16 protein-coding genes are annotated in these 20,526 nt (G+C 70.1%); 12 read left to right on the forward strand and 4 right to left on the reverse strand.

Translation table 11 applies throughout. The annotated features are described in order from the left end of the window. Window positions 1-25: 25 nt before the first annotated feature. A complete protein-coding gene (locus tag V5F48_RS04125) occupies window positions 26-973 on the reverse strand; it encodes an aldo/keto reductase (protein WP_394040352.1) in 948 nt (315 codons plus the stop codon). 231 nt (window positions 974-1,204) lie between these two features. Here V5F48_RS04125 and V5F48_RS04130 point away from each other — a divergent pair, with 231 nt between their 5' ends. The 5 genes from V5F48_RS04130 (at window position 1,205) to V5F48_RS04150 (ending at window position 10,247) form a co-directional block, all read left to right on the forward strand. Next, complete coding sequence (locus V5F48_RS04130) at window positions 1,205-4,681, forward strand: hypothetical protein (protein WP_394040354.1); 3,477 nt, start codon at window positions 1,205-1,207, stop codon at window positions 4,679-4,681. Further along, complete coding sequence (locus V5F48_RS04135; RefSeq protein ID WP_394040356.1) at window positions 4,681-5,130, forward strand: hypothetical protein; 450 nt, start codon at window positions 4,681-4,683, stop codon at window positions 5,128-5,130. Before V5F48_RS04130 ends, V5F48_RS04135 begins: the two co-directional genes overlap by 1 nt. A gap of 173 nt (window positions 5,131-5,303) precedes the next feature. Then, window positions 5,304-6,350 (forward strand): endonuclease domain-containing protein, encoded by a 1,047-nt coding sequence (locus tag V5F48_RS04140; RefSeq protein WP_394040358.1) that lies wholly within the window; start codon window positions 5,304-5,306, stop codon window positions 6,348-6,350. Between the two features lie 28 nt (window positions 6,351-6,378). Then, window positions 6,379-7,005 (forward strand): hypothetical protein, encoded by a 627-nt coding sequence (locus tag V5F48_RS04145; RefSeq protein WP_394040360.1) that lies wholly within the window; start codon window positions 6,379-6,381, stop codon window positions 7,003-7,005. 539 nt (window positions 7,006-7,544) lie between these two features. Beyond that, window positions 7,545-10,247 (forward strand): ATP-binding protein, encoded by a 2,703-nt coding sequence (locus tag V5F48_RS04150; protein WP_394040362.1) that lies wholly within the window; start codon window positions 7,545-7,547, stop codon window positions 10,245-10,247. Between the two features lie 59 nt (window positions 10,248-10,306). Here V5F48_RS04150 and V5F48_RS04155 read toward each other — a convergent pair whose 3' ends face one another. The 3 genes from V5F48_RS04155 to V5F48_RS04165 all read right to left on the reverse strand — a co-directional run bounded on the left by V5F48_RS04155 (window position 10,307) and on the right by V5F48_RS04165 (window position 14,734). Continuing rightward, window positions 10,307-11,554 carry an Hsp70 family protein gene (locus tag V5F48_RS04155; protein ID WP_394040364.1) on the reverse strand — a complete coding sequence of 416 codons (1,248 nt, stop codon included), beginning with the start codon at window positions 11,552-11,554 and terminating at the stop codon, window positions 10,307-10,309. A 157-nt stretch (window positions 11,555-11,711) separates the two neighbouring features. Then, on the reverse strand, window positions 11,712-13,535 hold the full coding sequence (locus V5F48_RS04160) for a DEAD/DEAH box helicase (protein ID WP_394040716.1): 1,824 nt from the start codon (window positions 13,533-13,535) through the stop codon (window positions 11,712-11,714). A 368-nt stretch (window positions 13,536-13,903) separates the two neighbouring features. Then, the gene (locus V5F48_RS04165; RefSeq protein WP_394040366.1) at window positions 13,904-14,734 is read right to left on the reverse strand and encodes a transglutaminase-like domain-containing protein; all 831 of its coding nucleotides are present in this window, start codon (window positions 14,732-14,734) and stop codon (window positions 13,904-13,906) included. A gap of 194 nt (window positions 14,735-14,928) precedes the next feature. Between V5F48_RS04165 and V5F48_RS04170 the strand changes: the two genes are divergently transcribed. Genes V5F48_RS04170 through V5F48_RS04200 form a run of 7 tightly spaced genes read left to right on the forward strand, consistent with a single transcriptional unit; the run spans window position 14,929 to window position 20,471 of the window. Further along, complete coding sequence (locus tag V5F48_RS04170; RefSeq protein ID WP_394040368.1) at window positions 14,929-15,411, forward strand: Na+/H+ antiporter subunit E; 483 nt, start codon at window positions 14,929-14,931, stop codon at window positions 15,409-15,411. Next, window positions 15,404-15,697, forward strand: coding sequence for a monovalent cation/H+ antiporter complex subunit F (locus V5F48_RS04175; protein WP_394040370.1), 294 nt, complete (start codon window positions 15,404-15,406; stop codon window positions 15,695-15,697). Before V5F48_RS04170 ends, V5F48_RS04175 begins: the two co-directional genes overlap by 8 nt. Then, a complete protein-coding gene (locus V5F48_RS04180; protein WP_394040372.1) occupies window positions 15,694-16,035 on the forward strand; it encodes a monovalent cation/H(+) antiporter subunit G in 342 nt (113 codons plus the stop codon). The genes V5F48_RS04175 and V5F48_RS04180 overlap by 4 nt, the downstream gene beginning before the upstream one ends. Then, window positions 16,032-16,964: an MnhB domain-containing protein gene (locus V5F48_RS04185; protein WP_394040374.1), complete on the forward strand. Its 933-nt coding sequence runs from the start codon at window positions 16,032-16,034 to the stop codon at window positions 16,962-16,964. Before V5F48_RS04180 ends, V5F48_RS04185 begins: the two co-directional genes overlap by 4 nt. Then, a complete protein-coding gene (locus V5F48_RS04190; protein ID WP_394040376.1) occupies window positions 16,961-17,281 on the forward strand; it encodes an NADH-quinone oxidoreductase subunit K in 321 nt (106 codons plus the stop codon). The genes V5F48_RS04185 and V5F48_RS04190 overlap by 4 nt, the downstream gene beginning before the upstream one ends. Further along, a complete protein-coding gene (locus V5F48_RS04195) occupies window positions 17,278-18,783 on the forward strand; it encodes a complex I subunit 5 family protein (RefSeq protein WP_394040378.1) in 1,506 nt (501 codons plus the stop codon). Before V5F48_RS04190 ends, V5F48_RS04195 begins: the two co-directional genes overlap by 4 nt. Next, window positions 18,780-20,471, forward strand: coding sequence for a complex I subunit 5 family protein (locus V5F48_RS04200; protein ID WP_394040380.1), 1,692 nt, complete (start codon window positions 18,780-18,782; stop codon window positions 20,469-20,471). Before V5F48_RS04195 ends, V5F48_RS04200 begins: the two co-directional genes overlap by 4 nt. The last annotated feature ends 55 nt before the right edge of the window (window positions 20,472-20,526 follow it).

Raw genomic sequence — 20,526 nt, forward strand, 5'->3', positions numbered from 1 at the left:
GTCGTCGGCGGCAGTTCCGCCGGCCTCAGATGCTGGCGCGGTCCAGCCGGCTCAGGGCCGCCGCATCGAGGACGAGGCCGGGCGCAGCCATGATGTCGGCGAGCTGGGCGAGGCTGGAGGCGCTGACGATGGGGGCCGTGACGCCCGGCTGGGCCATGAGCCAGGCGAGGGCCACCTGCGTGGGTGTCGCGCCGAGGCGCGCGGCGATCTTGTCCATCTCGGCGAGCAGGTCGAGGCCGCGCGGATCGAGATAATGGGCGACGGTGCCGGCCCGCGCCTTGCCCTCCAGGTCTTCCGGCCGCCGATATTTGCCAGTGAGGAAGCCGGCCGCGAGGGCATAATAGGGGAGGACGCCGATGTTTTCGGCCAGGCAAAGATCCTGCAGCGCCCCTTCGAACAGGCTCCGGTTGACCAGATTGTAGTGCGGCTGCAGCACGCTGAAGCGGGGATAGCCGGTGGCGTCGCTCGCGGCGAGGGCTTCGGCGAGCCGGGGAGCGGTATAGTTGGAGGCGCCCGCCGCGCGCACCTTGCCGGCCTCCATGAGGCGGGCGAAAGCCTCCAGCGTCTCCTCCAGCGGCACGGTCTTGTCGTCGATGTGCGCCTGGTAGAGGTCGATATGGTCGGTGCCGAGGTTGCGGAGCGACGCTTCCGCTGAGGCGACGATGTGGGCCCTGGAGAGGCCCTTGCCCGCGGTCCGCATATCCATGCCGACCTTGGTGGCGATATGGATGGCATCGCGTCGCCCGCCGCGCTTCAGCCAGGCGCCGATGACGCGCTCGGATTCCCCGCCCCTGTGTCCGGGCAGCCAGATGGAATAGACATCGGCGGTGTCGATCAGCGAGAAGCCGCGCGCCACGAAGGCGTCGATGAGCGAGAAGGAGGTGGCCTCGTCCGCGGTCCAGCCGAAGACGTTCCCGCCGAGCGCGAGGGGGGCGATGCTGATGCCGGAGGTGCCGAGCGCGCGCTTGTCCACGCAGATGTCCTCGAAAATCGGGAGCGCCGGTCGAGCCTCCGCTGTCGGGCGACACCATAGCTGGCAGCGGCGGCCGATGGAATGAACCCTCAGGCGGCGGAGCCCACCCCGGTGCTCGCCGCCCTCTGTCCGCCCCCTGAATGCCGCGCGGTTGCCTAGCCAGCCGGAGCGACGGCGCTTGACGAACCAATAAAACAGCCGGAAGTTGCACCAACGCTGGAGGAGCGCGACATGGGGGCCTTCTTGCGCAAGGCCGTGGCTCGGCTTTGGTCTCGTCTCCATCCGGCCCGGGCTGCATCGGCCCATGGCCAGGCCAGCAGTCTTCCCACCGCTCGCCCCAGCGTGCCCGACGCCTCCTTGCGGGCGCTGGAAGCTGCGTTGGGCGATCCCGAAGAGCAGGTGCGGATCGGCGCAGCGCGGGTGGCACCGGGGCTGGCGCCGCAGGACGCGGCCGCGCTCCTGTCCGCACGCGAGGCCCACCTGCCCGAACCGCTGCCCATCGCCGAGGCCGCCATTCTGGCGACGGCGATCGAATGGGCCGGTGGCGACGGCGTGCCGCTGGCCGCCCGCATCCTGGAGACGACGCCGGACGTGGTGGAGGCGGCCACCGCCGGCGACGGCGACCATTGGGCGCACGTGAGCAACGCGTTGATCCACAACATCGCGCGACGGGGGCCCTTCAGGCTGCTCCAGCCGTTTTATGTGGCGCACCGCGTGCGCATCCAGCCGCAGAAGGAGCCGCCGGAGCACGACGAAGTCGAGCTGGGCGCCGGCCAGCGGAAGGCGCAAGCCGCCCGATGGGCCTTCAAGGATGCCCGCCGTGACGTCTCAAGTTTCGGCTACGACGAGGCGACCCAGGCGCGCCTCGACTCGGTCTTCGCGCCGACGCTCTCCCGCCTTGAAACCGGTGACGTGGACGGCGCCCTCGCCGGCCTTCTCGCTTTGGCCATTGCGGATCAGGACCAGAGCGTCCGGCTCACCGCCCAGCGGATGCTTGTGGTGTTCGGAACGCAGGCGGCGGAACCGCTGCTCGCCATGCTCGCCGAGGATACGACCGCCCTTCCAAGGCTTGAGGTCCTGCCAAGGCTTGAGGTCTTGCCGGGGCCGGAGGTCTTGGCGGGGATTGCGGCGGAGCCGCGCGGCTACGTCCCCAAAGGCGCGACAAGCGCGCGCCTGCGCGCCTTTTTCGCCTGCGAGACGCTGGAGGACTTCACCGACCGGCCGACCGCCTTCGCCGTGGTCCATGCCGTCCTCTCCGGGAATGGGCCGGCACGGGTCCGCGCCCAGCGGGTCGCCGCGCGCATGTCGGCCGACGTGGCGCTGCCGGTCCTGGCGTGGTGCGCGCTGCACGGGCCCAACCCGTCCGAGCGCATGGAAGCCAGAATTCTGCTGGATCGGATCCTCATGCGCGATCACCGGCTGGGCATCCGCTTCCACCGCATCGGCCCCACCGAGGTGACGCCGGAAACCCTCTCGTGGCTGGGCCGCATCGTTCGGTCTGGGCCGGACCGGCGGGCATGGACGGACGACCAGGACATCGCCCTTGCGGTGCTGGCCGAGGCCATTGCCGCCCTTCCCAGCGTCTTCGGGGACGCCGGCAATATGTACAAGGAGCTGGGCACCGCCGAGCGGCTCGCCAATTTCATCGCGGCCGAGGAGGCGGCGCGTGCCGGGTCGCCCGCCCCTCCGAGGCCGGCGGGGGTGCAGGCCAGCAAGTCCATTGTTTACGAGGATGCGTCTTACGACGCGAAGGTGAATTTGGACCGGATCGCCCCGGATCTGGCTGCATCGGTTCCCGGTCAGGACAAGGGCGCGACGGCGCCCCTCCCCGCGCCGGCTCCGCGCTTCACCGACCTCCAGCTTTCCGATGCGGGCCGCGAACTGGGGGCGCTGGAACCCCTCGTCCACGGCCGCGCCTACACCCTGAGCATCGCGGTGCGCGCCCTGCGGCTCGGCCTGACGAAAGACAGCGAAGAGCAGCCCGGCGTCCAGATTTTGAGGCAGACGCAGACCGAAACCGTGTGGGCGATCGTCAGCGATGAAAGCACCGCCGAGTTCGACGACGAGGAAGGCGGCGCCTTCGAGATCGACAGGCGCTTTGCATCGTTCCGCCTGCCGGTGAGCGGGGATTCGGAGACGGCCGCCGTGTTCGGGCTTACACCGAGGGTCAAGGCGTTCCGCCAGCGCGGCGGCCAGCGCGGGCGCATCGGCATCCGGCTTTATCACCGGCTGAACCTGATCGATCATCTGGAGCTCGACCTGCGGCTGGAAGTGCAGCCCGACCAGCCCCTCTCACCGCCCGACGAGCCGGCCGTCAAGGTGGTGTTCTGCCGGGCGGAGGGCTTGAGCGTCGAGCCGATCGAGCCGGACCGGGCCGCCCGCGCGCTCAACATCTCCATCGGCCTCGTGGCCGGCACCGAAGCCACCTACCGGTTCGCCGTGACCCTCGGCAATGCCGGGGGCATCCCCCAGACCTACGCCGTGAAGCGCCTGCGGGCCGACCAGCTCGACAGCTTCATGACGCGCTTCCGCAATATCCTGCTGGATGCGGTCTTCGGCGAGGCCTTCGCCAAGGCGGAGCTGACGCCCGCCGCCTGCACCAGGACCCTGACCGACCTCACCCGCCTGGGCCAGGAGGTCATGACCACCCTGTTCGACTACGGCGAGGGCGGCGATTTCTTCAGCCTCGGCCAGATCATGCTGGAAGCCCTGCCACAGGCCCCCGTGGTGCAGATCGTGCTGGGAAAGGGGGCGGAAAACCTTGTCCTCCCCTGGCAGATCCTCAGCGTCGACACGCGCGCCGCCGCCGGTCCGGGCGCTGCGACAGCACGGCCGAAGCCGGAGGACAATCTGTGGGGTTTGCGCTTCGTCCTCGAGGTCAAGCGCTGCGGCGACGGCATCGATCCGCGCCCCCCGGCCGAGCGGGGCCGACGGCCGATCAAGGTCCGCTACGGCAACTGGCCGTTCGCCAACGAAGCGCAACACCGCGCCCGGCTGGCCGCGATCATCGCCGCCCATGCGGACGAGGCGGTCCTGCTCGAACCCTTCATCACGGGTCCGGCGGATTTGTTCGAGGTGCTGAAGGGCGGCGGCCAGCTCATCTATCTTTACGCCCACGGGCATGCCGCGGCACCGTCCACACCCTCGGCCATGGCCCTGCGCGACCTCACCCTCGCCAAGCTGGCGGACGTGCGCGAGGAACTGAAGCGCAACGCGCCGGGCCTTCCCCAGGACGAGGTCGAGCAACGCCTTGCAACCCTCCAGGCCCTGAAGGACGTGGTAGGCCAGGGCGATCCGGCGAGCGCCCTCATCCTCAGCCTCGCGACGGTGCGGCTCACCGACCTGCTTTTGGCCCTGCCGCCGGACGGCGCCAAGCTGGCCGACGCGCCCATCCTGTTCCTCAACACCTGCCAGTCGGCACAGCTCTGGAACGGTGTGGAGAATTCCTTCGTGAGCTTCTTCCTCTCGCGGGGCGCCCGCGCCATCATTGGCAGCGAGGCGACCATTCCCGCCGTATTCGCCGACCGCTTCGGCTGCGAGGTCATGCGCCGGGTCTTCCTGGGGGAGACCATCGGCGAAGCGGTGCGGCAGGCGCGGCTGACCCTGCTCCGGGAGAGCCGGAATCCGCTGGGGCTCTGCTATTCGGTTTACGGAGCCGGCGATGCGCGGCTGATCCAGCCGCGTGCCGCCGGGATGGGAGGACCATGATGAGCGACATTCAAACGGTGATCGGCCAACTTCAGCAGGCCGACGACGAAAAGCTCCTGGAACAGCTCGGGGCCTATTCCAAGGCCTATGCCTCTGATGCGGCGAAGTTCGCCGCCCCGGCAACGTCCGTGCCCCTCGACATGGCGACCATGGGGCCGCTCGACGGGCTCGTGGAGATTGGCCGGCGGGTGCTGAAGCGCTGGCAGAAGGTCATCTACGATCTCGTCTGCGGCGGCAGCGAGGGCGACCAGGATGCACGCAAGACCATTCTCGATTCCCTCAAGATCAATTCGCCGGAAGCCCTCGCAGCGGCGGTGGCGGGCGTCCTGATCAGCGCGTTCAATGTCGGCCCCGCCATCGCGACCATCGTCGGCGTCCTGTTCGGCCGCCTCCTGCTGCCGGCTGCCGGCGAGGTGGTCTGCGAGTATTGGAAGGAACAGCTGGGCTGAGCCTGCGGGGCAGTCGGTGCGGCCCTTGCAGCCCAGGCTGGAGAGCGCGTTCTCGTTTGTTGGCGGGAGAGGGGCATTTGCGCGGCTTTGACACGATGGCACCGGATGCTGCGCCCGGGTGCCCTGCCCCGCCATCGGCGGGCGGGCTCGGGCGCGAGCTTGCTGCGTCGGCGATGGCCCGCGAGGTGGCGACCCTCGCGGGCCTGGACCGGAGCCAGTTGATCGCCGCCAGCGACGCGCTCGGCGCCGAACTCGGCATTCGGATCGCCCTTTATCCATTGGCGCCGCAGCCATCGTTCACCGCCCTGATCGAGAGCCTGCTGGATCGCCTCGCCCAGACCCTGAGCGGATTGTGGCCGGCCTGGTTTCCAGGTGCCGCGGACTATGACCAGGCGTCGGCCATCGCATTGGCGGTGATCCACGGTGCGGCGGACGGGCAGGCGGCACAGCTTGGTGTTTCCACGGCCTGGCTGCGGCGGGCCGCCGGCCTGGCCATGGCCGGCCTGCCGCCGCGCACGCCGGAGCTTCCCGAGGGCGGGGAAATCCGCAATCTCTGCATGGCCATCGCCGCCGCGAGCGGAGCGCACCGGCTCGTCATTGTCCTCGACCCGCAGGGCGAGGAGGCGGATTTCGCCCCGTGGATCGAGGGCCTGTGCCGATGGATCGTCAACCACGCCGACGTCTCGGTGTGGGTTGCCAAACCCGCCGCGCGCTGGCGCACGCTCGCCCTGTTCCGCTCGATCGGCAGCGAGCAGCCGATCGCCGACGCCGGCCGGGACAGCGCGCCGGATGCCGGCATTGCGGACGACAACCAACCTTTCTTCGGCGGCATCATGGGGCGCCCCAACCCCAACAGCTTGGCCGAGGTCGCGCTCTGGCGGTCCCTGTGCCAAGCCGATTGGGCGCGCGGCTGCAGCTTCAACCGGATCGCCCCCGTCGCCCTCGCACCCAAGGTGGATATCCTGTGGGAGCAGGAGAAACTTGTTGTCGAGATCGACGGCGACGACCATCGCGCGAAGACAAAATATGCCCAGGATCGGGAGCGGGACTTCGCCCTGCTTCAGGCCGGGTTCCTCGTTCTCCGACTAACCAATGAGCAAGTCCTCTCGGATTTGCAGCTTTCGCTTGCAAAGGTGAAGGCGATTCTGGCACTCCGGCGCGACATCACTGTCTCGCCGGACACGGGAGACATCGTCGCCGCCCGGGCCGAGCCTGCCTGAGCGGGTTCGACCTGTGGAGGCCGGGACCATGACCGCCGACCTGAAACCCAATCAGCGCCTGCTCCTGCTCACCCTCATGGCCCGCGGCGGCAGCGCGGTGAACCGGGACCTGGGCGGGATCGTCGCGCTCGAAGCGGCGGATCGCAAGGCGCTGGTGAGCCAGGGGCTGCTGATCCAGGGGCCGCGGCTTCCCCGCGGCAGTTTCGAGCTGGAGTTGACGGACGGCGGCTGGTCGGCGGCGTGGAAGGACTTTTCCGCGCCGGCGCCGTCACCGAGCAGTGCCGCCGCCAAGACCCTCTACGCCGTTCTCGCGCGGCTCGGCACCTATATGGAGGCGCAGGCGCTGTCCGCCGCCCATGTCTTCGGCGGCGTGGCTTCGGCCACAAGCGACGCCCGCCCGGCGGATCAGGCGGTCGAGGATGCCTACCGCTCCCTCGTCACCCGGCCGCAGGGCTGGGTTCGCCTGTCGGCCCTGCGCAAGGCCCTGCCCGGCTTCGACCGGGCGTCTGTCGACGCGGCCCTGCTCGCGCTGCTGCGGGCGCGGCGCATCAGCATCGAGCCGGTGGTGGACCAGAAGACCCTGACCGAGGACGACCGCACGGCGAGCCTCCTCGTCGGCGCCGCGCCGGCCCACCACTTCGCGTTCCTCGATTGATGGCCCCCGCATCCATGGGTCCAGAACTCGCAGCCCTCCAGAAGCATCGTTTCGATTGGGTGCATTCGCTGGAAAGCGTCTGGCACGATTCCGATCTGCATGTGGAAGCTCTCCACGCCGTCGAGCGTGCGAGCATCTTGCGTGCTTTCAGCGAAGCCGAAGCCTCTCTGGAGGAGCCTCCAACCGGCGAATCGCCTCTGGGACATTTCCTGATTGGCGGGAAAGGGCTTGGAAAGACGCACCTGCTGGGCGCGACCCGGCGGGAGATATGGCAGCGAGGAGGGTATTTTTTCCTCGTCGAGCTTCTGGATGGTCGCTCCTTCTGGGAATGCGTCGTCACGGCCCTGCTCGATGGGCTCACACGCACGCTGCCCAACGGACCACGTCAGATCGACATCTGGGCGGAGCGTCTCGCTCACCGCTTCGGCTTCTCGCAAGACCAGTCGGAATACCGCGCACTCACCGGGCCTCATTTCGACGGCAAAGCAGTCGATGGCCTTGTCACACGCCTTAGAAGCAACCGGACCAATGGACTGCGAATGCCCGCGGGCCAGAAGGGCCGCGATATCGCGGACGCCTTCCGGGCGCTGCTCCTGTTCAAAAGCACGCACCCCCACGGAGCGCAGGGCGAACTGTTGCTGCTGGGGCAGAGCATGGAGACGGCGGACCAGCGGGCGTTCAATTTCAGCCAGCCCTCCCTCTCCCCGCAAGGATGCGTCTTCGCGCTGTCGTGGCTGCTGGGACAGACCGGCGCGACACTGATGGCCTTCGACCAGCTCGACGTGCTGCTCGACACCCTCGCGGTGATGAAGCAGCCGGACCAGCTGGCGCAGATCGCCCATGGCCTCATGGACATGAAGGAGTACACGAGGGCGACACTCACGGTCGTCTCATGCTTCCCGGAGACCATGCAATATATCGAGCAAAAGGCCGTGGGCGCAGCGAGGAACCGCTTCCGGCCGACCCCGGTGACGCTCCTGCGCCAGATCGACGGGGCGATGGCCGAAGACATCGTGGCGCGTCGCTTCGCCGCCGGCAATGCGCGGGCCGGATTTGAACCGCCCTACCCCACCTGGCCCATTGCGCGAAGCGCCTTCGCCCGGGAAGAGCTGCCGGATTTCACCCCCCGCGAGCTGATTACCGAGGTAGCGCAGCATGTGAGCCGTTGCATCGACAGAGGTGCGGTCAGCGAACTGACCTCGTTTCGCCAGCCCGCGCAGCCCCCTACGGCGCCCAATCCCGCGCCGCCGAACGACCACGCCCCCCTCGATCGCATGTTCGAGGACTTCCGCACCGCCCCCGCCAGCGTGCCCACGCCCGCCGACGAGGACACCGTGGTGCCGGCCCTCCTGCGCGCCGGCCTCGAAGCCTGGATCAACGAACGGGCCGACGAAGGCAAATACGCCTTCGAGACCGACTTCGGAAAAGGCACCCCCGCCCTCCATGCGCGCCTGCGCAAATCCCTGGACGAAGCCTCCGAGGCCGAGGAAATCTGGTCGTTCCGGGCCATCGGCGCCCCCCACCATGCAACGGTGCGCTCCCGCTTGCGACAGGCCAGGACGGCCACCGGCGCGGGCCTGCTGAAGGAGTTGCGCCACCTGATCATCCTGCGCAGCACGCCGTGGCCCAATGGCGCATCGACGGCTGCTGCCGTGGCCGAGCTGGCGCAGGATGGCGGGCGCATCCACACCCTCGCGCTTGAGGAAGTCCGCATCCTCGGCGCCCTCAAGCGCATGATCGAAGCCCAGCCGCAGGGCCTGACCGGGTGGTTGCGGGCCCGCCGGCCGACACGGCAGGTCGCCTTGTTCGCCCACTGCCTGCCCAATGGCTCGAGCGGCGGCGCCCCCTCTCCCGACGGCGGACTGCCGCCCGCCGGCAAGGCCGAGAATGGCAAGGCTGAAAACGGCAAGGCTGAAAACGGCGAGGCGGAGGGCGGGAAGCTCGTCGGCGACACGGCGGACGGCACGCGACCGCCCCCTTCCGCAACCAACCTCGATGATCCCCACACGATGCCCGTGGGCTTTCCGGGCGCCCCGGAGGATGGCGCGGCGGCGGTCTTGCTGCCCTTGTCCCGCCTGCGCCAGCACGTGGCCGTGTTCGCCGGCTCAGGCTCCGGCAAGACGGTGCTGCTGCGGCGGCTGGTGGAGCAGGCGGCACTGCGCGGTGTCTCGTCCATCGTGCTCGACAGCAACAACGATCTCGCCCGCCTGGGCGAGGCGTGGCCGACCCCGCCGCAGGGCTGGGCGCCGGGCGATGACGGCCGGGCGGGCCGTCTGTTCGAGGCGACCGAAGTGGTCATCTGGACGCCGGGTCGGGCCGACGGGCGCGCGCTCAACCTGCGCCCCCTGCCGGATTTCGCCGCCATCTCCGGGGATGCGTTCGAGCTGCAGCAGGCCATCGACATGGCGACCGCCACCCTGTCGCCCCTCGCCGGGTGCGATGGCACCACACAGGCTGCCCAGCGCGCCCGCGCCATCCTGAAGAGCGCCATCGAGGTCTTCGCCCGCATGGGCGGCGGCGACCTTCACAGCTTCATCGCGCTGCTCGCCGAACTGCCGGACACCATCAGCGATATTCGCAATGCGCCGAACATCGCCGCGGGCCTCGCCGACAATCTCATCGCCCAGCGCCAGCTGAACGTCCTGCTGCGGGACCAGGGCGAACCGCTCGACCCGGGGCTCCTGTTTGCGCCGAAGCCGGGAAAATCGGCGCGCATCTCGGTCATCAGCCTGGTCGGGCTACCCGATCAAAGCGTGAAGGAAAGCTTCGTCAACCAGTTGCAGATGGCTCTGTTCGCCTGGCTGAAGAAGAACCCGGCCAAGACCGACCTCGGCGGGCTCTTCGTCATGGACGAGGCGCAGAATTTCGCTCCGTCCGCCCACGCGACGGCCTGCCGCCAGAGCACGATTTCGCTCGTGTCCCAGGCGCGCAAGTACGGGCTCGGCATGATCTTCGCGACCCAGGCGCCCAAGGGTATCCACAACAGCATCAGCGGCAATTGCACCACGCAATTCTTCGGCCGCCTCAACCATCCCACCCAGATCGATGCGGCCAGGGAACTGGCGTCGGCACGGGGCGGGCGGGTGGACGATATCAGCACTCTGTCCGCCGGGGTGTTCTACGTCTCCAGCGAGGGGCTTGGCGTCACCCGGCTGCGCATGCCCAATTGCCTCAGCCACCATCCCAGCTCGCCACCCTCCGACGACGAGGTCCTGGCCCGCGCCCGCATCCGCGCGACATAGGCGCGACGGCGCGCTGTCGGCCGCCGAGATCCATGGCCTCACGCTGATCGGCGCGTGCTCTAGCCGTAGCGGCGGCTCGCCTCGATGGCGAGGCCGGTGCCCACGGAACCGAAGGTGTCGCCCTCGATCACCCGGGCCTGCGGCACGCAGGTGCAGATGGCCGCCCGCACGTGGCTGAGGCGCGTCGAGCCCCCCGTCAGGAACAGGGCGTCGATGTCCGAGGCCTTGAGGCCCGCCGTGGCGAGACAGGAGGCGATCCGCCCCGCGATGCGATCCGCCAGCAGGCCGGTGTGCCGCACCAGGTCCTCATGGGCGATGCCCACGGAGAGGCCCGCTTCCAGCACCGCGAGATCGAGCACCGTCCTGCCCGCCTCCGCCACGCGGATCTTCGCGGTCTCCACGTCGAGTGCGAGGCTGTGGCCGCGCTCGTCCTCCACCGCCCGCGCCAGGCGCGAGACCAGTTGCGGGCGCTCGGCGTCGCGCTCCAGCTCGCGGATGGAGCGGGCGGTCTTGCCGTCATAGAGCCGGTTGATGGAGGACCATGTGGCAAGGTCCTGGTAGATGCCCACCGGCATGGACAGGCCCTTGCGCTTCAGCGGGCTGCCATGGCCGAGCAGCGGCATGACCATGGACAGGGAGAGCTGCCGGTCGAAATCCGTGCCGCCCACGCGCACGCCCTCGTTGGCCAGGATGTCGGAGGCCCGGTCGGACTGGTTCGCATGCCCGCGCGCGATCCGCACGATGGAAAAGTCGGACGTGCCGCCGCCGATATCGGCGATCAGCGCCAGTTCCTCGCCCGCCACCTGCCGCTCGTAATCAAGGCTCGCGGCGATGGGCTCGAACTGGAACGAAATGTCGGCAAAGCCGATCTCGCGGGCGATGGCGCCGAGCACGTCCTGCGCCCGCATGTCGCCGGTGGCATCGCCATCGACAAAGTGCACCGGCCGGCCGAGCACCACCCGGTCGAGCCCGCTGCCGGCCGCCGTCTCGCCCTGCGCCTTCACCGCGCGCAGAAACGCCGCGATCACCGCCCGGAAGCTCAGCCGCAGGCGGCCGACGGAGGTGGTTTCATCCACCAGCGAGGTGCCGAGCACCGATTTCAGGGCGCGCATCAGCCGGCCCTGCTCGCCCGAGACATAGGCCGCCATGGCCGCGCGGCCCACCAAGGGCTCGCCCGTGCGGGGAAAGAAGATGGCGCTCGGCAGCGTGTCGGCCGCCCCTTCCAGGGGCGCGAGCCGCGGTCCCTCCGAGCCGATGAAGCCGAGCGTGGTGTTGGAGGTGCCGAAATCGAGGCCGCAGGCGGTCATGGGGCCTCCGTGCAGAGTGCGGGGTGCGCAAGGGGGCGCTTGCTAGAGCAAGTCGTGCTGCAACGCAAGAGATCAAGCGTATGCGACCGCCGGAGCAGCCCCTTGCGGGGCCGCCCTCAAGCTCGCCCGCGTGGGTGCGCTCCGGGACCGGCCACTGTCAGGGGCGGCGCGGCTTCTTGCCTGCGAAGGTGTTCGGATGACCGCGCTCGGCGGGGCCGCGGCTTGGGGGCTTCCCGGCGCGCGGCTCATGACCGCCCTTGCCCGGTGCGGCCTTGTCGCGGAACGGCTTGCCCCGGCCCGGCCGGTCCTGCCCCGGCTTGTCATATCCCGGCTTATCCTGCGGCCCCTTCCAGCGCGGCGCCGGCCGTTCGGGGCGGCTCGACGGCGCACCACCGGGCAGCGGCTCGATGACCACATCCGAGCCATCGGATTTCCGCGCGGCCGTGTTGAAGCGGTCGACGGCGGCGGCGCTGACCTCGAACGCGGTTTCCTCGTCGAAGATGCGGATGGCGCCGATGTCGTCCCGCGTCACGTTCCCGCGCCGGCAGATCAGCGGCAGCAGCCAGCGCGGGTCCGCCTTGTTGCGGCGGCCGATATTGAGCCGGAACCAGGTCCCGCCGCCGGCGCCCACAGGTCCGCCGAGCCCGCGCGCGGTGGCGCGCTCACGGCCGCGCGGCTCGCCGGGGTCGGCGACCTCCTCCGGCGAAGGCAGGCCGGCGCGATAGAGGCGCACCAGCGCCGCCACCAGATGCTCGGCCGGCTGCTGCTCCAGCAGCGTCCGGGCGACGGCGGTATCTTCCTCGCTTGGCTCGTCGGTGAGGAGGGGGTCACGCAGCATGCGCTCGTGATCGAGCTTGCGGATCTCGTCGGCCGTGGGCGGGCCCGACCAGGCCGGCGCCAGGCCCATGCCCCGCAGCATGTCCTCGGTGCGGCGGCGGCGGAAAGGGGGCACCAGCAGGACGCTGACGCCCTTGCGCCCGGCCCGGCCGGTGCGGCCGCTGCGGTGCTGGAGGCTTTCGGCGTCGTTCGGCAAATCGGCGTGGATGACGAGGCCGAGGCTCGGCAGGTCGATGCCGCGGGCCGCCACATCGGTGGCGACGCACACCCGCGCCCGGCCGTCGCGCAGGGATTGCAGCGCGGAATTGCGCTCGTTCTGGCTCAGCTCGCCGGACAGGGCGACGGCGGAAAACTGCCGCTCCTGAAGGGTCGCGTGCAGGTGCCGTACCGTTTCGCGGGTGTTGCAGAACACGATGGCGCTGGGCGCATCATAAAAGCGCAGCACGTTGACGACGGCGTGCTCGATCTCCTTCGGCACCACGCGCATGGCGCGGTATTCGATGTCGGCGTGGCCGCCCTCGGCGCTTGCCACCTCGATGCGCAGGGCCTCGCGCTGGTAGCGCTTGGCCAGCATCGTGATACCGCGTGGCAGCGTGGCGGAGAACAGCAGGCTGCGCCGCTCCGGCGGCGTGGCGTCGAGAATGAACTGGAGATCCTCGCGGAAGCCAAGGTCGAGCATTTCGTCGGCTTCATCGAGCACGACGACCCGCACGGCGGAAATGTCGAGCCGGCCCCGCTCCAGATGGTCGCGCAGGCGGCCGGGGGTGCCGACCACCATGTGGGCGCCCCGGCTGAGCGCGCGCTGTTCCTGGCGCGGGTCCATGCCGCCGACGCAGGAGACGATGCGCGCGCCCGTCGCCGCATAAAGCCACTCGAACTCGCGCTGGACCTGCAGGGCCAGTTCCCGGGTGGGGGCCACCACCAGCGCCTGCGGCGCCGTGGCGGGTCCAAAGCGCTCGTCCGTGCCCAAAAGCGTGTCCGCCATGGCAAGGCCATAGGCCACGGTCTTGCCCGAGCCGGTCTGCGCGGACACGAGGAGGTCGCGCCCCGACGCCTCGGGGGCGAGCACGGCGAGCTGCACCGGCGTCGGGTCGTTGTAGTCTCGTTCTGCCAGCGCGCCGGCCAGCGCCGGGTTTGTCGTCATAAAGGGCACGGGCTTGGTTCCGCCTATCTGGCACTGTCGTCAGGCGTCGAACGGGAGCCATCGGATGGGGTTGGGAAGCTCTTCTTAATCGAGCGGACGCCCTGATACCACGGCCAGCTTGCTGTGATCCAATGGTACCCCTCTTTGGGTACCCCTCTTGTCGAGACGAATTTCAGATCGTGGCGCGACCGCCCCGGCACCCGCACCCCGCCCGCGAATCGACAACCCGCTCCGTGGGCGGCGAAGCGGGTTAAGCAGCGCATCCTGAACTCAACCGGCTTCGGGCGGCATGGTTGCGGGGTGCCTTAGAGCGTTTTCGAGCGAAGTGGATACCGGTTCGCGTAAAGAAAACGCGTAAACTCAATGCTCTAGCCGACAGCGACGGCGCGGACCGTGGGCTCTTCCTCGGCGTCGGGAGTGACGGCGTCGATCCCCACGGACATGCCCTTGAATTCCGCATCCCCGTAGATGGTCGCGAACGCCGCGTCGGCTGCATCCCGGCCGACGCCGATCCGCACCAGCCCCTGCAGGGCAGCCTGCCGGGTGGCGTCGAACAGATACCATTCGCCCCCGAGATAGGCCTCGAAGACCGCATGGAAATCCGGCGGGTCCAGCTGCCAGGCGTAGCCGCTGGCAAAGCGGGCGGGGATATTGAGGGCACGGCAGAAGGCGATGCCCAGATGCGCGAAATCCCGGCACACGCCGGCGCGCAGCACCATGGTGTCATAGGCGGAGGTCTGCGCGTTGCTGGAGCCGCGGACATAGTCCACATGATCGTGGATCCAGCTGCAGATGGCGTTCACCCGGTTGTGGCCGGGCTCCAGTTCGCCGAACTCGCGGCGGGCAAAACGCCCCAGCAGGTCGGACTGGCAGAAGCGGCTGGGGTTGAGGTAAGGCAGGATCTCCAGCGGCAATTCGCCTACCGGCACCTCGCCGATGCCTGCGGGCTCCTTCTCGATCATGTTCACTTCCACTTCGCCGGCATAGGCCACGGCGAAGGGACCCGGATTGGCAATGACCCGCAGAAACCGGCTGCCGCCTTCGTCCTCGGCGAACCGCTCGATGGCATAGCCCGGCGTCAGTTCCAGCCGCTCGGCGATGATGCGTTGCCGGCGCAAGGCCGCAGCCTCGACGTTGAGGATGAACACGGCAGGAGATTTCACCTCGTATGAGAGGCGGGATTGGACGACGAAGCGCATTTTTGCCCCCGTTAGGTCCGCGCGCGGACGGCGCGAAGAAGACTCCGCAGGCGACGCATTGTTCCATCCATCGCCACACCCGCAACCCACTCGCGCAAACCGTGGCCGGTGCCTTCCGTCCCGCGCAGCCGGCAGCTAAGATGCCCGCTATGTTGCAAAGCAGCATCACAATGACGCACGCTGGGAAGGCCGGAATGGGGAAACTCTTCAGCGCGCACGGCGCGGCACGCTGGCTTTCGTTCTTCGCCGGATGGGTGATGCTCGGCCGCATTGACGCGATCGACCTTGCCGCAGGCGCGGTCATATCGGGCCTTGCCGCGGCCCTCAGCCTGCGCCTGTTGCCGGCCGTGCACCTGAACCCAGGGGCCACGCTGGCCTATGCCGCCCGCTTCTTCGCCGGCTCGCTGCGCGCCGGGTGGGACGTGGCACGGCGCGTCGCCGCCCGTCCGCCTCGGGTGAACCCCGGCGTGCTGGTGGTGCCCTGGTCCGTGCCGCCGGGCGTCGCGCGGGATGCCTTTCGCGCCCTCACCAGTCTCCAGCCGGGCACCCTGCCCTTGAGCGGACAAGGACCGGAGCTGAGGGTGCACTGCCTCGATGTGGACGCCCCGGTGGCCGATGCGCTGGAGGCGGATGCCACCGCCTTCCGTGCCATGGCGGATCTGCCGCGCCATGCCTGACCTGCTCTTCGCGGCCGCGACGCTGCTTCTGCTCCTGGCCGCCGCCGGCCTCGCAGCCCTGTGGCGCGCCGGGAATGACGTGGATCGCATGCTCGCCATCCAGCTGCTCGGCGCGGCGGGCATCGCCGTTCTGCTGCTGCTGACGCCGGCCACCGGGGACGCCTCCCTGCTCGATACGGCGCTGCTGCTGGCCCTGCTCGCAGCGCTGGCGGCCTGCGCCTATCGCGCCGCCTTCGGCCCGATGCGTTCGAAGGCGGGCATGCCACCGGCGGCACCGCGGCCATGAGCCTGATCGCGGATGCCTTCACCCTCATATGCGTTATGGCCGGCATCGCCTTCTTCGCCGCCGGAACCCTTGGCCTCGTGCGCCTGCCGCAGACGCTGTCGCGCATCCACGCCCTCACCAAGGCCGACAATGTGGGCCTCGCCCTCATCGTGCTCGGCCTGCTGCCGCAGGCGGCGAATGTGCTGGATGCCGCCAAGATGATTGCGGTCTGGCTGCTGGCCCAGCTCGCCTCCGGCGCCGTGGCGCAAGTTTTGGCAGAAGCTGCGATGGCAGAAGCTGCGATGGCCGAGGCGAAGGGCGCCGACGACGCCTCCCGGCCCGAGGAGAGCCGCACGTGAGCCTCGCGTTCGATGCTGTGCTCTGCCTTCTGCTGCTGGCCGGCGCGCTCACAGTGGTGGCCACCGGCGCGGCGCGGTCGGCGGTGATTGCCTTCATCGGCTACGGGCTGCTGCTGGGCCTCGCCTGGGTGCGCCTTGCCGCCGTGGACGTGGCGCTGACCGAGATCGCCATCGGCAGCGGCATTTCCGGCATCGTGCTGCTGCGCTGCGTGCGCGCCCTGCCTTCGGCGCGGAACACGCCGGCACCAAATCGCATGCTCCGGCCGCTGGCGGCGGTCGTCGCCGTCGGCATTGCGATGGCGCTCGCGGCGGTGGTGCTCGCCCTGCCGGAGCCGGCGCCGTCGCGCGCCGCCGATGTGGCGGCCGCCCTGCCCGCCACCGATCTGGGCAACCCGGTCACCGGGGTGCTCCTCGTCTTCCGCGCCCTCGACACCCTGCTGGAAAAGGTAGTGCTGTTGCTATCCCTCGTGGGCGTCTGGGCCCTGTCGCGCGATTCGGCCTGCCGGGGGCGGCCGGCCCCCCTGTCGCCGGAACCGGCGCCGGCCCCCTCCGCCTTCCTCGCCCGCGTGCTGGCGCCCATCGGCGTGCTGGTGGGGCTCTATCTGCTGTGGGCCGGCGCCGATCATCCCGGCGGCGCGTTCCAGAGCGGGGCGGTGCTCGCCGCCATGGGCCTCCTTCTGGTCATGGGCGACCAGATCCGGACCCCGGCGGCGGAAAGCCGGGGCCTGCGCCTGCTGGTGCTGGCCGGGCCGTTCGGCTTTCTCGCGGTTGGCTTTGCCGGCTGGGCCACGGCGGGCGTGTTCCTCGGCTATCCGCCGGGCGCGGAGAAAGCGGTGATCATCGCCGTGGAAGTGGCCATCACCCTGTCCATCGCCGTCACTCTCGCCCTCATCGTGCTCGGCCCGCCGGCCGGAGAGGAACGCTCGTGACCGGCGCCCATCTCTTCGGTCTCGCCGGGGCGGCCCTTGTCGGCTGCGGCGTCTATGGACTGCTGACGGCGCCCGGCGCCCTCGGCCGCATCCTCGGCTTCAACATCCTCGGCGGCGGGGTCTTCCTGATGTTCGGCGTGGTGGCGCGGCGGGGGGCGGGCGCCGGGTTCGGCGCCGATCCGGTGCCCCAGGCCATGGTGATCACCGGCATCGTGGTCGCCTTCTGCGCCACCGCCCTCGCCGCGGCCCTGCTGGTGCGGCTCACCGCCGTTCAGGCCGAGGCCGCACGCGACGGCGAGCGGGAGAAGGAGACGTGAGCGCACTTCTCGTCCTCGCCATCACGGCGCCGCTCCTCGGCCTCGTGCCGCTTCTCCTGCTGGGGCCACGCACGGGGGAGCGCGCCGCGCTGGGGATGCTCGCCGTCAACGTCGCCATCACCGCCGGCATCGCCGAGCGGGTGGCGCAGGGCGGGCGGGCGCTGGGCTATGTCATCGGCGGCTTCGCCCCGCCGCTCGGCGTGGGGCTGCGGGCCGACGGCTTTTCCGCCGCCATGATGCTGATGGCGGCCCTCGTCCTGCTGTTCACCGGCCTGTTCGCCATGACCGGTCCGGGCGACATGACGCGCAAGGTGAAGGCGCGCGGTTCGGCAGGCATGCCGGCCACCTTCTTCATCCTGCTGCTGTCGCTCGCCTGCGCCCTCAACCTCGCCTTCCTCGCGCAGGACCTCTTCACCCTCTTCGTGGCGCTGGAACTGCTCACCTTCGCCGCCGTGCCCCTGGTCTGCCTCGAAGGCAAGGCGGGGCAGCTTTCGGCGGCGCTCACCTATTTGCTGTTCGCCCTGTTCGGATCGGTGCTCTATTTGCTGGGCGTGGTGCTGATCTACGGCCGCTTCGGCACGCTGGACATCGCCCATCTCGCCGGCCTGATGGCACAGGGAACGGGCGGCGCAACCGCCGCCGCGGCCCTCGCCCTGATGAGCGCGGGCCTGATGGCCAAGGCCGCCCTGTTCCCGCTCCATATCTGGCTGCCACCGGCCCATTCGGGGGCGCCGCCGGCGGCCAGCGCGGTGCTCTCGGCGGTGGTCATCAAGGCGCCGCTGTTCCTGCTGGTGCGGCTCTGGTCGGACCTTGCGCCTTTGCCCCTCGCCCAGGTGGCCGGCCCGGTCTTCGCCCTCTGCGGGGCGGCGGCCATCGTATTCTGCGGGGTGGTGGCGCTGGCGCAGGAGCGGCTGAAGCTGCTGATCGCCTATTCCACGGCGGCGCAGATCGGCTACCTCTGCCTCATGTTCCCCCTCGCCGCCTCGGGCGACGGGCCATGGAGCGCGCTGGCCTGGACCGGCGGAACGCTGCATCTCGTCTCCCACGCCCTGTCCAAGGCCGCCATGTTCCTGGCCGCCGGGCTGATCGCGGAGACCATGGGCCATGACCGGCTGTCCGGGCTCGGCGGCGTCGGCAAGCTGGCGCCGGTGAGCGTCGCCGCCTTCGGCCTCGGCGGGCTGTCGCTCATGGGGCTGCCGCCGTCCGGCGGCTTCATCGCCAAGGTGATGCTGCTGACCTCGGCCCTGCAGCAGGGCTCGTGGTGGATCGCCACGGTGGTGCTTGTCGGCGGGCTGCTGGCGGGCGGCTATGTGCTGCGGGTGGTGGTGATCGCCCTGCAGCACCCCGACGGCGACCTGCCCGACGCGCGGGAATGCCGCTGGCGGGCGCTGATCGCCCTCGCCCTCGCCTTCGGGGCCATGCTGGTGGGCTTCATGCCGCTCGCCCCCCTGCCCTTCCTGGATGTCGGCCGCCCCGTGACCTGGGAGGGACTCTTGCCATGACCGGCGACACCCTGTCCCCGCCGCTCGACCTCTCCGGCCTCGCGCCCGCCATGCCGCTCCTGTCCGAGGCCCTGATGGTGGTGGCGATTGCACTGCCGCTGGCGCTGGCCTTTGCCGCGCTGGTGCCGGCGGTGCGCCGCGCCCTGCCCTACCTTCTGGTGCTGGTGCCCCTTCCGGCGCTCGTCGCGGCCCTTGCCGTCCCCCGGGGGCTGTCGGTGCTGGTGGCGCCCGATCCCTTCCGCTTCACCCTCGCCCTCGACGCGCCGGGCGCGCTGCTGCTGGGCGGGGCCTCGCTTCTGTGGATAACGGCCGGCGCCTATGCCATGGCCTATCTGCGCCAGGACCCGGCGCGGCCGGCCTTCATGGTCTGGTGGCTGCTCACCATGGCGGGATCCTTCGCCGTGTTCCTGGTGGCGGATGTGGCGAGCTTCTATCTCGCCTATGCCCTCGTCAGCTTTTCCGCCTACGGCCTCGCCGCCCATGACGACACCCCGCAGGCCCGGCGCGCCGGTTCGCTCTACCTGGCCCTGACCGTGCTCGGCGAAGCGCTGCTGATCGCCGCCTTCGTCATGCTCGCGTCGGGCACGGCGGAGGCCAACCCGCAGATCCGCGATGCGGTGGCCCTGCTGCCCGCCTCGCCGTGGAAGACGCCGGTCCTCGTTCTGATCCTGCTCGGCTTCATCCTGAAGATGGGCCTGTTCCCGCTGCATGTGTGGATGCCGCTGGCCCATTCCGTGGCGCCGGTGCCCGGCTCGGCGGTGCTCTCGGGGGTGGTGGTGAAGGCCGGGGTCATCGGCCTGCTGCGCTTCCTGCCCGAAGGCGTGCCTTTGCCCGGCTGGGGCGCACTGCTGTGCGGCGCCGGCCTGTTCACGGCCTATTACGGGGTGGCCGTGGGCCTCACCCAGAGGCACCCCAAGCGCGCCCTCGCCTATTCCACCGTGAGCCAGATGGGCGTGGTGGCGGCGGTGATCGGCGCCGGGATCATGAACGGGACCGCCGGCGCCTTCACCATCGCCGCCTTCTATGCGGCGAACCACATGCTGCTGAAGGGCGCCATGTTCCTCGCGGTGGGCGTGGCCATGGCCGCCTCGCCCCGGCGGGCCTGGACGGTGGCCGCCGTGGCCGGGCTGCTGGGCCTCAGCCTCGCCGGCCTGCCTTTGACTGGCGGCGCCATGGCGAAATACGCCATCAAGCTCATCGTGCCTGATGGGGTGGCGGGCGCCCTGCTCACGCTTTCCGCCGCCGGCAGCACGCTGCTGATGGCGCGCTATACGCTGCTGGTGGCCCGCAGCGGCACGGTAGGGACACCGCCGCGCGGCCTCGTCCTGCCTACGCTCGCCCTCGCCGGGCTGGCGCTGGTGTTACCCTTCCTGCTGTTCGAGGCGGTGACGGGCCTGCCGGCTGCGGTGGCGTTCACGCCTGCGGCGCTCATGAAGGGGCTGTGGCCCGTGGTGCTCGGGCTCGCGTTGGCGGCGCTCCTCGCCTGGAAGGCGCCCCGCGTGCCGGAAGTGCCGGCCGGCGATATCCTCTACGCCCTCGGCTTTCTGGACCGGGCGGGCAGGGCGATCATGGACGGGGCGGTGGCGGCCGATGCCGTCCTGCGCCGCTGGCCGGTTGCTGCCTTCGCCCTGCTGGGCGTCGCCGCCCTGCTCGCCGCCACGCTGACGTTTGCCGCCATGCCTTTATAGCAACCCCCGCCCATGGCAGGGTCTCGGATCGACCGAATCGGTCAACCTGCGGCGG

It is taken from the genome of Xanthobacter autotrophicus ATCC 700552, assembly GCF_043194565.1.
Taxonomy (GTDB): Bacteria; Pseudomonadota; Alphaproteobacteria; order Rhizobiales; family Xanthobacteraceae; genus Xanthobacter; species Xanthobacter autotrophicus_F.